The 13,765-nt window shown below is 58.6% G+C and carries 20 protein-coding genes and 1 pseudogene; 20 read left to right on the forward strand and 1 reads right to left on the reverse strand.

Features of this window, described 5'->3' with window-relative positions:
* Positions 1-2 precede the first annotated feature (2 nt).
* The 20 genes and pseudogenes from rplX (at position 3) to glmM (ending at position 12,821) form a co-directional block, all read left to right on the forward strand.
* A complete protein-coding gene (gene rplX / locus C3B54_RS01615; RefSeq protein ID WP_104912954.1) occupies positions 3-362 on the forward strand; it encodes a 50S ribosomal protein L24 in 360 nt (119 codons plus the stop codon).
* Positions 362-943 carry a 50S ribosomal protein L5 gene (gene rplE, locus C3B54_RS01620; RefSeq protein WP_104912955.1) on the forward strand — a complete coding sequence of 194 codons (582 nt, stop codon included), beginning with the start codon at positions 362-364 and terminating at the stop codon, positions 941-943. Before rplX ends, rplE begins: the two co-directional genes overlap by 1 nt.
* 73 nt (positions 944-1,016) lie before the next feature.
* Entirely contained in the window at positions 1,017-1,415 is a 399-nt protein-coding gene (rpsH, locus tag C3B54_RS01625) for a 30S ribosomal protein S8 (protein WP_104912956.1), read from the forward strand.
* A 6-nt stretch (positions 1,416-1,421) separates the two neighbouring features.
* Positions 1,422-1,958: a 50S ribosomal protein L6 gene (gene rplF / locus C3B54_RS01630; RefSeq protein ID WP_104912957.1), complete on the forward strand. Its 537-nt coding sequence runs from the start codon at positions 1,422-1,424 to the stop codon at positions 1,956-1,958.
* A 2-nt stretch (positions 1,959-1,960) separates the two neighbouring features.
* Positions 1,961-2,332 (forward strand): 50S ribosomal protein L18, encoded by a 372-nt coding sequence (gene rplR, locus C3B54_RS01635; protein ID WP_104914192.1) that lies wholly within the window; start codon positions 1,961-1,963, stop codon positions 2,330-2,332.
* Positions 2,329-3,120, forward strand: coding sequence for a 30S ribosomal protein S5 (rpsE, locus tag C3B54_RS01640; RefSeq protein WP_245867966.1), 792 nt, complete (start codon positions 2,329-2,331; stop codon positions 3,118-3,120). The genes rplR and rpsE overlap by 4 nt, the downstream gene beginning before the upstream one ends.
* Positions 3,120-3,305, forward strand: coding sequence for a 50S ribosomal protein L30 (gene rpmD / locus C3B54_RS01645; protein ID WP_104912958.1), 186 nt, complete (start codon positions 3,120-3,122; stop codon positions 3,303-3,305). Before rpsE ends, rpmD begins: the two co-directional genes overlap by 1 nt.
* A gap of 299 nt (positions 3,306-3,604) precedes the next feature.
* A pseudogene (rplO, locus tag C3B54_RS08895) lies at positions 3,605-4,210 on the forward strand (50S ribosomal protein L15); the annotation flags it as partial.
* An 88-nt stretch (positions 4,211-4,298) separates the two neighbouring features.
* Positions 4,299-5,627 (forward strand): preprotein translocase subunit SecY, encoded by a 1,329-nt coding sequence (secY, locus tag C3B54_RS01655; RefSeq protein WP_104912960.1) that lies wholly within the window; start codon positions 4,299-4,301, stop codon positions 5,625-5,627.
* The gene (locus C3B54_RS01660) at positions 5,624-6,211 is read left to right on the forward strand and encodes an adenylate kinase (RefSeq protein ID WP_104912961.1); all 588 of its coding nucleotides are present in this window, start codon (positions 5,624-5,626) and stop codon (positions 6,209-6,211) included. The genes secY and C3B54_RS01660 overlap by 4 nt, the downstream gene beginning before the upstream one ends.
* Before the next feature lie 111 nt (positions 6,212-6,322).
* Complete coding sequence (gene infA / locus C3B54_RS01665; protein WP_104912962.1) at positions 6,323-6,544, forward strand: translation initiation factor IF-1; 222 nt, start codon at positions 6,323-6,325, stop codon at positions 6,542-6,544.
* Between the two features lie 56 nt (positions 6,545-6,600).
* Positions 6,601-6,714 (forward strand): 50S ribosomal protein L36, encoded by a 114-nt coding sequence (gene rpmJ, locus C3B54_RS01670; RefSeq protein WP_104912963.1) that lies wholly within the window; start codon positions 6,601-6,603, stop codon positions 6,712-6,714.
* A 118-nt stretch (positions 6,715-6,832) separates the two neighbouring features.
* Entirely contained in the window at positions 6,833-7,207 is a 375-nt protein-coding gene (rpsM, locus tag C3B54_RS01675) for a 30S ribosomal protein S13 (RefSeq protein ID WP_104912964.1), read from the forward strand.
* A 38-nt stretch (positions 7,208-7,245) separates the two neighbouring features.
* A complete protein-coding gene (rpsK, locus tag C3B54_RS01680) occupies positions 7,246-7,647 on the forward strand; it encodes a 30S ribosomal protein S11 (protein ID WP_104912965.1) in 402 nt (133 codons plus the stop codon).
* 130 nt (positions 7,648-7,777) lie between these two features.
* Positions 7,778-8,761: a DNA-directed RNA polymerase subunit alpha gene (locus C3B54_RS01685; protein ID WP_104912966.1), complete on the forward strand. Its 984-nt coding sequence runs from the start codon at positions 7,778-7,780 to the stop codon at positions 8,759-8,761.
* Between the two features lie 27 nt (positions 8,762-8,788).
* Positions 8,789-9,463, forward strand: a complete 675-nt coding sequence (gene rplQ / locus C3B54_RS01690; RefSeq protein ID WP_104912967.1) for a 50S ribosomal protein L17 — start codon at positions 8,789-8,791, stop codon at positions 9,461-9,463.
* Positions 9,464-9,499: 36 nt separating this feature from the next.
* Positions 9,500-10,345 (forward strand): tRNA pseudouridine synthase A, encoded by an 846-nt coding sequence (locus tag C3B54_RS01695; RefSeq protein WP_342749545.1) that lies wholly within the window; start codon positions 9,500-9,502, stop codon positions 10,343-10,345.
* Positions 10,346-10,483: 138 nt separating this feature from the next.
* Positions 10,484-10,930, forward strand: coding sequence for a 50S ribosomal protein L13 (rplM, locus tag C3B54_RS01700; RefSeq protein ID WP_104912968.1), 447 nt, complete (start codon positions 10,484-10,486; stop codon positions 10,928-10,930).
* A gap of 25 nt (positions 10,931-10,955) precedes the next feature.
* Positions 10,956-11,438, forward strand: a complete 483-nt coding sequence (rpsI, locus tag C3B54_RS01705; RefSeq protein ID WP_104912969.1) for a 30S ribosomal protein S9 — start codon at positions 10,956-10,958, stop codon at positions 11,436-11,438.
* Between the two features lie 21 nt (positions 11,439-11,459).
* Positions 11,460-12,821, forward strand: coding sequence for a phosphoglucosamine mutase (gene glmM, locus C3B54_RS01710; RefSeq protein ID WP_104912970.1), 1,362 nt, complete (start codon positions 11,460-11,462; stop codon positions 12,819-12,821).
* On the opposite strand, the gene coaA is transcribed toward glmM, so the two are convergent.
* The gene (gene coaA, locus C3B54_RS01715; protein ID WP_104912971.1) at positions 12,818-13,762 is read right to left on the reverse strand and encodes a type I pantothenate kinase; all 945 of its coding nucleotides are present in this window, start codon (positions 13,760-13,762) and stop codon (positions 12,818-12,820) included. The two genes, glmM and coaA, sit on opposite strands and share 4 nt — an antisense overlap.
* Between the last annotated feature and the right edge of the window lie 3 nt (positions 13,763-13,765).

Consider the following 13,765-nt stretch of genomic DNA (forward strand, 5'->3'; position numbering starts at 1 on the left):
CAATGGCCAAGATTAAAAAGGGTGACCTGGTTCAGGTCATTTCGGGTAAAACCCAAGCGCGCGGTGGCGATCGCGGCAAGACGGGCAAAGTCATTGAGGTACTCGCCGATCAGGACCGTGTCCTGGTCGAAGGCGTCAACTTCGTGACCAAGCACATCAAAGTGGGCCAAAGCTACCGCGGTGCGAAAACCGGTGGTATCGAAACCCACGAAGCCCCCATCCACATTTCTAATGTGGCCCTGGTCGACCCAAAGACGAAGAAACCCACCCGTGTGGGCTTCCGCGAAGAGGTCGGCGAGAAGGGTGGCATTAAAAAGACCATCCGTGTTCGTTATGCGAAGAAGTCAGGTGAGACCCTCTGATGTCGACCACAACTACTACTGCACTGCCGAGCCTCAAAGCTCGCTACCGCAATGAAATCATTGCGGCCCTCACCCAGGAGTTTGGTTACACTAACCCCCACCAGGTGCCGACCCTTGTCAAGGTGGTCGTGAACACTGGTGTGGGAGAGGCAGCTAAGGACAGCAAAGTCATTGACGGTGCGGTCGCAGACCTCACCGCAATCACCGGCCAGAAGCCTGTTGTCACGAAGGCTCGCAAATCCATCGCCCAGTTCAAACTGCGCGAAGGAATGCCGATTGGTGCGCACGTGACCCTTCGTAACAACCGGGCGTGGGAGTTTCTTGACCGTCTGGTGAACCTCGCGCTGCCGCGCATTAGAGACTTCCGGGGACTCTCTCCCAAGCAGTTTGACGGTTCAGGTAACTACACCTTCGGACTGACCGAGCAGTCAATGTTCCACGAGATCAACCCGGACAAGATTGACCGGGTCCGCGGTTTCGACATCACTGTCGTGACCACAGCAAAAACCGATGATGAAGGTCGGGCGCTGTTGAAAGCGCTGGGCTTTCCATTCGTCACCAAAACAGTAGAAGAGGCCTAAGGGCCCATAAATCGGATGGGTCGGCCCCGGTGTCCCGGGAGTCGAAACCGGCCGAAGACAGGAATACAGCATTATGACGATGACAGATCCGGTAGCGGATATGTTGACCCGGTTGCGAAACGCCAACCAGGCTCACCATGACTCTGTGAGCATGCCCGGTAGCAAACTGAAATCCCACATCGCCGAAATTCTCGAGCGTGAGGGCTACATTTCTGGCTTCGCCGTGGAAGATCAGCGGGTGGGTAAAACCCTCACGCTGACCCTGAAATACGGCCAGAACCGTGAGCGCAGCATTGTGGGCATCACTCGTGTGTCCAAGCCCGGTCTCCGGGTATACGCCAAGTCGACAGAGCTTCCTCAAGTTCACGGTGGCTTGGGTATCGCCATTTTGTCCACCTCCTCCGGTTTGTTGACCAACCGTGAGGCCAACCAGAAGGGCGTAGGTGGGGAAGTTCTCGCCTACGTATGGTGATCTGACATGTCACGTATTGGAAGACTTCCTATTCCCGTTCCCGCCGGAGTCACGGTGGCCATCAACGGAGCCCACGTTGCCGTGAAGGGACCCAAAGGCGAGCTGGAGCTCACCATGGCGTCCCCGATTGAAGCGACGTTGCAAGATGACCGAGTCTTGGTGACCAGGCCCGATGATGAGCGCGAATCCCGCGCACTTCACGGCCTGACACGCAGCCTCATTGCCAACCAAATCATCGGCGTGACCGACGGTTACACCAAGACGCTCGAAGTGGTCGGCACCGGTTACCGTGTGGCCGCCAAGGGACAGTCACTGGAGTTTGCGTTGGGCTACTCGCACTCGATCACCGTTGACCCGCCAGCTGGAGTGAGCTTCAGCGTGGAGGGGAACAACAAGGTCACTGTCAGTGGCATTGATAAGCAGGCTGTTGGCGAAGCGGCAGCGAACATTCGCAAGCTTCGCAAGCCGGAGCCCTATAAGGGCAAGGGTGTGCGCTACGAAGGTGAGCGCGTCCGACGCAAGGCTGGAAAGGCTGGTAAGTGATCATGGCTTTGGGAACTAGAGGTTCGAGCAAGCAGGCTCAGCGCGCCCGTCGCCATAACCGCCTGCGTAAGAAGATTGTCGGCACCCCCGAGCGTCCCCGTTTGGTGGTCACCCGTTCAGCACGTCACGTGTTTGTTCAGGTCGTGAACGACCAAGAGAGTCGCACGATTGCCTCGGCATCAACGATGGAAGCCGACATGCGCTCCTTCGACGGTGATAAAACCGCCAAGGCCCGCAAGATCGGTGAATTGGTCGCTGAGCGCGCCAAGAAAGAGGGCATCACCGCGGTGGTGTTTGACCGTGGAGGCAACCGCTATGCCGGCCGTGTGGCCGCTATCGCTGAAGGTGCCCGAGAGAGTGGATTAGAGCTGTGAGCGACGAGAAGAAGGAAGAAACCGTGACCGACGCCACTGAGGCCAAAGCTCCCGAGGCCGAAGCTCCCGAGGCCCAGGCTGCTGAGGCACAAGCTCCCGAGGTTCAAGCTCCTGAAGCGGAAGCCACCGAGGCTGCTGTTGTCACCGACGCCCCCGTTGCGGGATCCTCGGTTGCCGAAGAGCCTCGTGAGCAGCGTCGTGGAAGTCGTGAGCGTCGTCCGGACGCTCAGCGCGGCGCCCGCGACACCGGTGATAAGAGCCAGTTCTTGGAGCGGGTAGTCACCATTAACCGTGTGTCCAAGGTGGTTAAGGGTGGTCGCCGTTTTGCGTTTACCGCCCTGGTTGTTGTCGGTGACGGCAACGGCATGGTCGGTGTCGGTTACGGCAAAGCCCGTGAAGTTCCCCTCGCGATCTCAAAGGGCGTCGAGGAGGCGAAGAAGAATTTCTTCCGCGTCCCTCGGGTATCCCAGACCATTCCTCACCCGGTTCAGGGCGAGGCAGCAGCCGGCGTCGTTCTCCTGCGTCCCGCGGCAGCAGGTACCGGTGTTATCGCCGGTGGTCCCGTTCGTGCGGTGCTGGAGTGTGCGGGAATCCACGACGTGTTGAGCAAGTCGCTGGGTTCTTCTAACACCCTCAACATTGTTCACGCGACAGTGGAGGCTTTGAAGCAGCTCGAGGAGCCTCGCGCTGTGGCAGCTCGCCGCGGTGTGGAATTCGAGTCGATGGCTCCTGGCCGCCTGGTGCGCGCTGAGGCCGAAGCTCTGGCGGCAAAGAAGGGGAGCGAATAATGGCGAAGAATCTCAAAGTGACTCAGAAGAAGTCGCGGATTGGCGAGAAGCCTAAGGCGCGCGAAACTCTTCGCAGCCTCGGTCTGAAGAAAATTGGCCAATCAGTAATCCGACCAGATAACCCGCAAAACCGCGGATACGTTCAGACTGTCCGTCACCTTGTGACGGTGGAGGAGATTGACTAATGGCTGAAGAGAAGAAGCCGGCGGCGAAAAAGCCGGCTGCCAAGAAGCCTGCGGCTGACAAGCCAGCTGCTGCAAAGAAAACAACAGCCAGCGCTGACAAGAAGCCTGCGGCAAAGTCCACTGCGGCAAAGTCCACGGCGGCGAAAAAGCCTGCAGCGAAGACCACGGCGGCAAAGTCCACGGCAGCGAAGACCACTGCAGCGAAAACGACGGCCTCAAAGGCTGCCTCGACAAAGGCTGCTCCTGCGAAGGCAAGTTCCTCGAAGCCTGCAGCTGCTAAAGGGACTGCTGCGAAGAAAGCCGAAGACAAGCCAGCAGCCAAGGCGACCACGAAGGCTCCTGCGGCAAAGAAGGCTTCAGATTCTGAAGCGTCTGCTTCGGCGGCGACCAAGAGCACATCGGGTGCGTCCAAGCCTGCGGCAAAGCCTGCTGCGAAGAAGAAGCCTGCTTCTTCCGATGTGGCACGTCCAGCGGTGTTGAAACTGCACCACTTGCGTCCTGCAGCAGGTTCCAAGAAAGCGAAAACCCGTGTGGGTCGTGGTGAAGGATCCAAGGGTAAGACTGCGGGTCGCGGAACCAAGGGTACGAAGGCTCGTTACCAGGTTCGTCCTGGCTTTGAAGGTGGACAGCTCACTTCGGTGATGCGTGCGCCCAAACTTCGGGGATTCACCAACCCGTTCCGGGTGGAATACCAGGTGGTCAACGTGGGCCGACTTGCGGAGCTTTACCCCAAGGGCGGCGACGTCACTGTGGCCGATCTGGTTGCTAAGGGCGCTGTGCGCAAGAACGAGAAGGTCAAGGTTCTCGCCGACGGCGACTTGGCAGTCAAACTCACTGTGAGCGTGGACAAGGTCTCGGGATCTGCGAAGGAAAAGATTGAGAAGGCTGGTGGCGAGGTCCGCTAGTGACCTCAGGTTCCCGCCAGCCGGCGGGAACCAAAAACCACTAGGCTCGTGGGCATTGTGAGCGGCCAAGCCGCATCGGGAGGCAAATGTGTTTCAGGTCATAGGAAGAATCTTCCGAACCCCTGACTTGCGGCGCAAAATCGCGTTCACGATCGCCATCATTGCGGTCTTCCGGCTTGGGTCGTTCATCCCGGCGCCGTTCGTGGATTACCGCAACGTTCAGCAGTGTCTGGCCGGTGCCGGGGGAACCCAGGGCCTCTACGAACTGGTCAACCTCTTCAGTGGTGGCGCCTTACTACAGCTGTCTATCTTTGCGTTGGGGATCATGCCGTACATCACGGCGGCCATCATCACCCAGCTGTTGAGGGTTGTGATTCCTCACTTTGAGACTCTGCATAAAGAAGGCCAGACGGGCCAGGCGAAACTCACGCAGTACACCCGTTACATGACGATTGGTTTGGCTCTTCTCCAGTCGACGACGTTGATTACGGTCGCACGAAGTGGCGCTCTTTTTGGTGCGAACTCCGGTGTTGCGGCATGTAACCAGCTGTTGGCTAACGACTCCTGGTACGCCATCATGCTGATGGTCATCACCATGACGGCTGGTACGGGACTCATCATGTGGATGGGTGAAATGATTACCGAGCGCGGTGTCGGGAACGGCATGTCGTTGCTGATTTTTGTGTCGATTGCGGCGACATTCCCCGGTTCGCTGTGGGCCATTGGCCAGTCGGAAGGTTTCGAAATCTTCGCTGGTGTGCTCATCATTGGGCTGGTCATTATGGCCTTGGTGGTGTTTGTTGAGCAGTCTCAACGTCGGGTGCCCGTCCAGTACGCAAAGCGTATGGTCGGTCGCCGAACCTTTGGTGGCACCAACACCTACATCCCCATCAAGGTGAACATGGCCGGGGTTGTGCCGGTGATTTTCGCCTCATCACTGCTGTACCTTCCGGCCCTGTTGACCCAGTTCAATCAGCCTGGTGCGGGCGGCGAGCAGGCATCGGAATGGGTGGTGTGGATTCAAAACAACTTCACATCGGGTGATAACCCGCTCTACATGCTTGTCTACTTCTTGCTCATTGTGGGCTTCACCTTCTTCTACGTGGCCATCACGTTTAACCCTGAAGAAGTCGCCGACAATATGAAGAAGTACGGCGGCTTCATTCCCGGTATTCGAGCTGGTCGGCCGACTGCGGAATATCTGGACTATGTCCTCACTCGTATTACTTTCCCTGGTTCGTTGTATTTGGGCCTGGTGGCACTCATCCCGTTGATTGCCCTGGCGACAGTGAACGCCAATCAAAACTTCCCCTTCGGTGGCGCCAGCATTTTGATCATCGTGGGAGTTGGTCTCGACACAGTGAAACAGATCGACTCGCAGTTGCAGCAGCGTCACTACGAAGGACTCCTGAAGTGAGCCACGGAACACGGCTACTCCTCATTGGCCCTCCGGGCGCCGGCAAGGGCACCCAAGCGGAACGACTAGGTGCACATTTCGGTATTCCCGCGATTTCCACGGGCGATATTTTTCGCGAGAACGTCAAGAACGAAACCGAGTTGGGCAGAAAAGCCAAGTCCTACATGGACGCTGGCGAGAACGTCCCCGACTCACTAACCAACGACCTTGTGCAGGACCGCCTTAAGCAGGACGATTGCGCCGAGGGTTTCCTCCTCGATGGTTACCCCCGCACGGCCGCCCAGGTTGATGCTCTGGAGGGCATGCTCGCCGCACAGTCCACCAAGCTCGACGCGGCGGTGGAGCTGGTTGCCGATGTGGAGGTTGTGGTGAACCGCCTGCGCCAGAGGGCCATTGACCAGGGCAGAAGCGACGATAGTGAAGATGTTGTCCGCCACCGCCTCAGTGTGTATGCCGAGCAGACGGCGCCGCTCATTGAAGTTTTCCAGCAGCGTGGACTTTTGGTCACCGTTGATGGGATCGGTCCGATTGATGAGATTACTGACCGGATTGTGGCTCGCCTCACGGCAGCCGGTGTGAACTAGTTCAGCAAGATTTGTGCCGGAGGCTACTTCGGCATAAACTAGTCCTTTGGTGTGTCATTGGCTTTCGAGCCAGCCACTCCAGCATGACCAGTACGAGTAGACGAAGAGGCTATGGCCAACAAAGACGGTGTCATCGAAATCGAAGGTTCGGTTGTCGAGTCCCTGCCCAACGCGATGTTTCGCGTTGAGTTGACCAACGGTCACAAGGTTCTTGCCCACATTTCGGGCAAGATGCGGCAACACTACATTCGTATCCTCCCCGAGGATCGTGTGATTGTGGAGCTGAGTCCTTACGACCTGACCCGTGGCCGAATCGTTTATCGCTACAAATAGCGGGTACTGAGAAGGAACGGCCCGCGCGAGCGGGTACGAGGCCAGCAGGAGAAAAAATGAAGGTTAGCTCGAGCGTCAAAAAGATTTGCGACCGCTGTCGCGTTATTCGCCGTAACGGAAACGTCATGGTGATTTGCTCCAACCCCCGGCACAAACAGCGCCAGGGATAGCAGTACCACAACTCAATAGACCAGCCAGATTCACGAATCCCTCACGGGAGGACACCTCGGGGAGAGGCCCGGGCACCGAATCTGACACATACCTCTCAGCCACATTTGGAGAAAACACATGGCACGTATTGCCGGGATTGACATTCCCCGCGAAAAGCGGGTCGAAGTCGCCCTCACTTACGTCTACGGCGTAGGGCCGACCAAGGCGCGCGAGACCCTCGCCGCGACCGGGATTAACCCGAACACCCGCGTGAAGGACCTGAGCGACGATGAGTTGCTTGCGTTGCGCTCGCACATTGAAACCCACTTCAAGGTGGAAGGTGACCTCCGCCGTGAGGTAGCCGCAGATATCCGCCGCAAGGTCGAAATCGGCAGCTACCAAGGCATCCGGCACCGTCGGGGCCTTCCCGTGCACGGCCAGCGCACGAAAACCAACGCGCGTACCCGCAAGGGTCCCAAGCGCACCGTCGCCGGTAAGAAGAAAGCCGCATAGCGGCTCCCTGGATCGCAAACGAGTTTCGGAGTTAATTAATGGCAACCACCAAAGCGTCCCCCGCGCGCAAACCGCGCCGTAAGGGCAAGAAAAATATTGCTGTGGGACAAGCCCACATCAAATCAACCTTTAACAACACCATCGTGTCGATCACTGACCCGCAAGGTGGCGTAGTGAGCTGGGCTTCTTCTGGAGCAGTCGGTTTCAAAGGTTCGAGAAAGTCCACCCCGTTCGCCGCTCAGCTGGCTGCCGAATCGGCTGCGAAGCAGGCGCAGGAACACGGGATGAAAAAGGTTGACGTCTTCGTCAAGGGACCAGGCTCTGGTCGGGAAACGGCCATCCGGTCGCTCCAGGCCGCTGGTCTCGAAGTGGGTTCGATTACCGATGTGACGCCCCAGGCTCACAATGGTTGCCGTCCCCCCAAGCGTCGTCGCGTCTGAGGCCTGACCGGTTGTCACCCTGACATCCGGATGGACTGCCTCGCAACACAACTCAATATGTTCCGCGGTGTGAAACCGCATTGCGTAATAGGTGTCAAATAGCGGACACTTTGCCGAAAGGAAACAAATAGTGCTCATTGCACAGCGCCCCACCCTCGCAGAAGAATCCCTCTCCGAAAACCGTTCGACCTTTGTGATCGAGCCCCTGGAGCCAGGTTTTGGCTACACGCTCGGTAACTCTTTGCGTCGCACGCTGCTGTCGTCTATCCCCGGCGCTGCCGTAACCGGCATTCGCATCGACGGTGTCCTCCACGAGTTCTCCACGGTGGAGGGTGTGAAGGAAGACGTCACCGAAATTATTTTGAACATCAAGAACCTCGTTGTCGCCAGTGAGCACGACGAGCCCATCACCGCTTACCTGCGCAAGCAGGGTGCGGGTAACGTCACCGCGGCAGACATTTCTGCCCCTGCCGGTGTCGAAATCCACAACCCTGAGCTGCACATCGCGACATTGAACGACAAAGCCAGCTTCGAGCTGGAGCTCACCATTGAGCGCGGTCGTGGATACGTGTCAGCCACCCAGAACCGCAACGAGTACGCCGAAGCCGGTCAGATTCCTGTCGACTCGATCTACTCGCCTGTGTTGAAGGTCACCTACCGTGTCGAGGCCACTCGTGCCGGTGAGCGCACCGACTTCGACCGTCTTGTCGTGGATGTCGAAACCAAGCCGTCGATGGCTCCACGGGATGCGGTTGCCTCAGCCGGTCGTACCCTGGTGGAACTCTTCGGTCTCGCCCGCGACTTGAACGCAGAGGCTGAAGGTATCGAAATTGGGCCAGCTCCCGTTGAGGCAGTGATGTCCAACGAAATGGCTACGCCCATTGAGAGCATGGACCTTTCGGTTCGCAGCTACAACTGCCTCAAGCGTGAAGGCATCAACACTGTGAGCGAATTGGTGGCGTTGTCAGAACACCAGCTCATGAACATCCGCAACTTCGGTCAGAAGTCGGTAGACGAGGTGCGCGACAAGCTCATCGAAATGGGCCTGTCTCTCAAAGACACCATGCCCGGTTTTGATGGTAGCGCCTACTACACCGGCCTCGACGAAGAATAATCAGCTCACCAGTACAAGGAAGACACCATGCCTAAGCCCACGAAGGGACCCCGCCTCGGCGGCGGACCCGCCCACGAAAAGCTGATGCTCGCGAATCTTGCGACTGCGCTATTCACTCACGGTCGTATTCAGACCACTGAGACGAAGGCGAAGCGCCTTCGTCCCCTGGCTGAGCGGATGGTGACTTTCGCGAAGCGGGGTGACCTCCACGCACGTCGCCGGGTGATGACAGTGATTCGCGACAAGTCGGCAGTGCACAAGCTGTTCACGGAAATCGCTCCGCTGGTTGAGCACCGCGAAGGTGGTTACACCCGTGTGGTGAAGACCGGTTTCCGTAAGGGCGACAACGCGCCTATGGCGATCATTGAACTGATTCTTGATCCGGTGGAAAAGAAGCCGTCGGCGAAGAAAGCCAAGGCCTCAGGCGAAGCAGCAGCTGCCGCGGTTCCTGCCGCTGATGTAGAGGCCACCGAGGTGGACGCTACTGAGGTTGAGGGCGCGGCGGAAACCACTGAGTCGGTATCCGTTGACATGGACCAGGCCGTGGAAGCAGTCTCAGACGACGCCGAGGGCACTGACGCGGCTGCGGACGCCCCGGAAGAGGCGCCAGCAGAGACGGAAGCGGCCGATGAGGCTGTTTCTGACGACGCCGAGGCCGAGGTTGCTGCGACCGACGAAGCCCCTGAGGACAAAAAGGCCTAACTAGGTGGCTTTGGCCTCTGGCTTACACTGCTCGTTGTGAGCATCAGGTTACGCATCGACCTTTCCTACGATGGGTCTGACTTTTCCGGTTGGGCAATCCAACCCCACCGGCGTACCGTTCAGGGCGACATCGAGCTTGCCCTTTCTCGGGTGTTTCACTCTGAGCTTCAGCAGGTGCGCACCGTGGTCGCGGGTCGCACGGATGCCGGCGTTCATGCCACCGGGCAGGTGTGCCACGCCGACTTGCCGGATGAAGCACAGGCTGTTCTGAACCGCGCTGGTGGCGACGAGCACATCCTCCGTCGACTGCGAGGGGCGCTGGGTAAAACCTCGCCCATCTGGATTCAGTCGGTGGGTCGTGCACCGGCGGGCTTCGATGCGCGTTTTTCGGCACTCTCGCGCCGCTACGAATATCGAATGGCCGATGCCGATTCCACAAAAGACCCCCGCCGGGTCGACCACACGCTGTGGGTTGAGGATCTTTTGGATATCGGGGAAATGAATACCCTCGGCGACACACTTCGTGGCGTTGCCGACTGGGCGAGTTTTTGTCGGGCCCGACCTGGGGCAACCACCATTCGGGAACTTCAGCAGTTCTCCTGGAAGCGTGATGCCGACAACGTCTTAGTGGCCACCGTTATCGCTGATGCTTTTTGCCACTCCATGGTTCGGTCGCTGGTGGGAGCCGCGGTCGCGGTGGGCCGTGCCGATTTGAGCGTTGAACAGATCGTTGCGCTGCGGGATGCCACGACGAGGACCAGTAGCTGGAAGACAATGGCTGCGAAGGGTCTGACGCTGTGTGAGGTGAAATACCCTCCGGACGACGAGCTTTTCACTAGGGCTGAGGCCACCAGGTCAAAGCGCGAACAACCCACAGATTGAGATTGCCCGCCACAGCGTGTAACGTTGAGCGCTGGTGCCAAAGAAGTTGGCACCTCGGTTGAGCCCTCCACCGGGATGTTTGTCACAAACTCCCCCCGGAGCGGGATTCACGAACACCTCGACACGATGGGATGACGCATGACGCGCACCTTTAGCCCCACCCCCGCGGATATCCGCCGCTCCTGGGTGGTAATCGACGCCGCTGACGTGGTCCTGGGTCGCCTTGCGACTCACGCCGCCACTGTTCTTCGCGGTAAGCACAAACCCACTTTTTCCCCGCATATGGACATGGGTGACTACGTCATCATTGTCAACGCGGAAAAAGTGGTCCTGACCGGCAACAAAGCCGCCCAGAAGATGGAATACCGCCACTCGGGTTACCCCGGTGGTTTGACCGCCACCTCCTACACCGAGGTGTTGGAGAAGAACCCTGTTCGCGCCGTTGAGCGCGCCATTCGAGGAATGTTGCCCAAAAACACTTTGGGCCGCGAGCAGCTGAAAAAGCTCAAAGTCTATGCCGGTCCGGAACACCCGCACGAGGCACAGCAGCCCACACCCTTCGAAATCAACCAAATCGCCCAGTAACGGCGCACACACAAAGGATTAGACCATGGCTACTATCGCCGACCAGGCTGAGATCCCAGAGACCTACAGCACCGAAACACCAGAAACTGCGGAAACCGCAGCCCCTCGTCCCGCCCTCACCATTGGTGGGCAGGCTGTGGGTCGACGCAAGCAGGCTATTGCCCGCGTGCGTCTCACCCCCGGAAGCGGTGTGATCACCGTCAACGGTCGCACCCTCGAGGACTACTTCCCCAACAAGTTGCACCAGCAGCTGATTAATGACCCGTTCACCCTGTTAAAGCTGCAGGGTAGCTACGACGTTCAGGCACGCATCAGCGGTGGTGGCCCCTCCGGTCAGGCTGGTGCGTTGCGTTTGGGAATCGCGAGAGCTCTGAATGAGATTGACCGCGACAACAACCGTGCCGACCTGAAAAAGGCTGGCTTCTTGTCCCGTGACGCTCGCGTCAAGGAAAGCAAGAAGGCTGGTCTGAAGAAGGCTCGTAAGGCTCCTCAGTACTCCAAGAGGTAGTCCGAGTCTTCGGACCAGACGATGGGTCGCCTTTTTGGAACTGACGGCGTCCGCGGTCTCGCTAACGCAGACCTGACGGCGAAGCTGGCGCTTGAACTTGCCCAAGCGGCAGCGTCTGTCCTCACAAAGGGGCGACACGCTGATGACCTGCGCAGTAAGGGTCTGCGGCCTCAAGCGGTCATCGCCAGGGACCCCCGTGTGTCGGGGCAGTTTCTTTCCCACGCGGTAGCGGCAGGATTAGCCAGCTCAGGAATCGATGTGTTGGATGCGGGGGTGTTACCCACCCCCGCGGTGGCACTGCTGGTGAAAGATGCTGGCCTCGATTTTGGGGTGATGATTTCTGCCTCACATAACGCGGCCCCCGACAACGGCATCAAGTTTTTCTCCTTTGGGGGAACCAAGCTGCCCGATGAGGTCGAAGACCGCATCGAAGGGTTCTTAGGTACGCAGCCACTGAGCCCCACGGGTGCAGGTGTGGGGCGGATTAGTCGCTTTGCTGATGCAGAAGACCGTTACGCCCTGGCGCTCCTCAAGACGCTTCCTGTTCGTCTCGACGGCCTGCACATTGTGTTGGATTGTGCTCACGGGGCAGCTGCGGGCGTGTCACCCCGAGTATTTCGGGATGCCGGTGCCGAGGTGACGGTGATTGGTGCCGAACCCGATGGTTTGAACATCAACCAGGGTTACGGCTCCACCTATCCCGGCAACCTGCAAGAGGCCGTGGTGGAGTTGGGGGCCGATTTGGGTATTGCCCACGACGGCGACGCGGATCGAACACTCGCCGTGGACCACACGGGGGCACTGGTGGATGGCGACCGCATGATTGCCATCCTTGCCCTGGCGATGAAACGTCGAGGCGAGTTAGCCGGCGATGCTGTGGCGGTCACGGTGATGAGCAATTTGGGGCTTCGACGACTGCTCGAGCAACACGGCATCACTATTCATGACACCAAAGTGGGCGACCGCTACGTGTTGGAAGAAATCCACAAGAGTGGTTTGTCGCTGGGTGGCGAACAATCCGGCCACATCATTTTGGCCAACCACCAAACGACCGGTGACGGCATCCTCACCGGACTTCACCTTGCTGCCGAAGTCATCCACAGCGGTCGACGCCTACACGACTTGGCGAGTGACATGGAGGTCTACCCGCAGGTTCTGGTCAACGTGCCAGGGGTGAACCACAACGGCCTAACCGGTAATGCGGTCGTCAGCGACCGGGTTGCTGACATAGAGCGCTCCTTGGGTGACTCGGGTCGAGTGTTGCTTCGGCCTTCTGGCACAGAGCCTTTGGTGCGCGTCATGGTGGAGGCCTCCACCAAAGAACTCGCCCAGCAGTATGCGGCTGACATTGCTGATGTAGTGCGCCAAGAGTTAGCGCACTAAACCTTTCGAAGCAACACCGTATTGATTCGGTGGTCGGCTTCTTTCCGCAAGATCAGTGACGCTCGCGGTTTTGTGGGCGAAATGTTGTCTTGCAGGTTGGGTTTGTTCACTTCAGCCCAAATTCGCCGCGCCTCCGCTCTTGCTTCTGGCTCACTCAAGCTCGAATAGCGGTGAAAGTAACTGCGGGGGTCAGCAAAGGCTCCCTGTTGGAGTGCGAGAAAACGCTCTTCGTACCATGTCGCAATATCCCGGGTTCGAGCGTCAACATAAATGCTGAAATCGAACAGGTCGCTCACCGCTAACGCTGACGAACCACTCGGTGGTTGGAGGACGTTCAGCCCCTCCAGAATGAGCACGTCGGGAGAGTCGACGACTTGGGTTTCCCCCTCCAGCCGGTCATACAACAGGTGGGAGTAGACGGGCGCTTCCACCGGCGCGACGCCGCTTTTGACCTGGGAGATAAAGCGCAGGAGAGAGCGCCGGTCGTAACTTTCAGGAAAACCTTTGCGGTGCAAAATGCCACGGCGCTCTAACTCTTTGGTGGGCCACAAGAAACCATCCGTTGCCACAAGGTCCACTTTGGGTGTTTGGGCTTGGGCGCTGAGTAGCTCCCGCAACAGCCTGGAAGTGGTGGATTTTCCTACCGCCACACTGCCGGCAACCCCAATCACAAAAGGTGTGAGGGTGGTGTCTGCACCTAGGTAGGTCCTGGTGTGGTGGTGGAGGTCCCTGGTTGCTTGGATGTAGAGGCCCAACAGTTCCGCCAAGGGTTGATACACCTGGGTGACTTCATCTACGTCAAGGCGATCACCGGTCGAGCGGATGCGCGCAAGATCCTCATCCGTGAGGGTGAAGGGTTTTCTGGCGGAGAGGCTGGCCCAACTGGCTCGGTCGTAGGCGACAAACGGGGTAGCGTTTTCCGCGCTCTCTCGGGCGGGCATGAC

The sequence above is a fragment of the Pontimonas salivibrio genome (assembly GCF_002950575.1).
GTDB lineage: Bacteria > Actinomycetota > Actinomycetes > Actinomycetales > Microbacteriaceae > Pontimonas > Pontimonas salivibrio.

Excerpts from the sequence above, each read along its gene's own strand:
- rplX (WP_104912954.1), top strand. The coding sequence starts at position 3 with ATGGCCAAGATTAAAAAGGGTGACCTGGTTCAGGTCATTTCGGGTAAA.
- rplE (WP_104912955.1), top strand. The coding sequence starts at position 362 with ATGTCGACCACAACTACTACTGCACTGCCGAGCCTCAAAGCTCGCTAC.
- rpsM (WP_104912964.1), top strand. The coding sequence starts at position 6,833 with ATGGCACGTATTGCCGGGATTGACATTCCCCGCGAAAAGCGGGTCGAA.
- rpsH (WP_104912956.1), top strand. The coding sequence starts at position 1,017 with ATGACGATGACAGATCCGGTAGCGGATATGTTGACCCGGTTGCGAAAC.
- rpmJ (WP_104912963.1), top strand. The coding sequence starts at position 6,601 with ATGAAGGTTAGCTCGAGCGTCAAAAAGATTTGCGACCGCTGTCGCGTT.
- rplM (WP_104912968.1), top strand. The coding sequence starts at position 10,484 with ATGACGCGCACCTTTAGCCCCACCCCCGCGGATATCCGCCGCTCCTGG.
- coaA (WP_104912971.1), bottom strand. The coding sequence starts at position 13,762 with ATGCCCGCCCGAGAGAGCGCGGAAAACGCTACCCCGTTTGTCGCCTAC.
- glmM (WP_104912970.1), top strand. The coding sequence starts at position 11,460 with ATGGGTCGCCTTTTTGGAACTGACGGCGTCCGCGGTCTCGCTAACGCA.
- infA (WP_104912962.1), top strand. The coding sequence starts at position 6,323 with ATGGCCAACAAAGACGGTGTCATCGAAATCGAAGGTTCGGTTGTCGAG.
- rplQ (WP_104912967.1), top strand. The coding sequence starts at position 8,789 with ATGCCTAAGCCCACGAAGGGACCCCGCCTCGGCGGCGGACCCGCCCAC.
- rplF (WP_104912957.1), top strand. The coding sequence starts at position 1,422 with ATGTCACGTATTGGAAGACTTCCTATTCCCGTTCCCGCCGGAGTCACG.
- rpsI (WP_104912969.1), top strand. The coding sequence starts at position 10,956 with ATGGCTACTATCGCCGACCAGGCTGAGATCCCAGAGACCTACAGCACC.
- rpsK (WP_104912965.1), top strand. The coding sequence starts at position 7,246 with ATGGCAACCACCAAAGCGTCCCCCGCGCGCAAACCGCGCCGTAAGGGC.
- rpmD (WP_104912958.1), top strand. The coding sequence starts at position 3,120 with ATGGCGAAGAATCTCAAAGTGACTCAGAAGAAGTCGCGGATTGGCGAG.
- rplR (WP_104914192.1), top strand. The coding sequence starts at position 1,961 with ATGGCTTTGGGAACTAGAGGTTCGAGCAAGCAGGCTCAGCGCGCCCGT.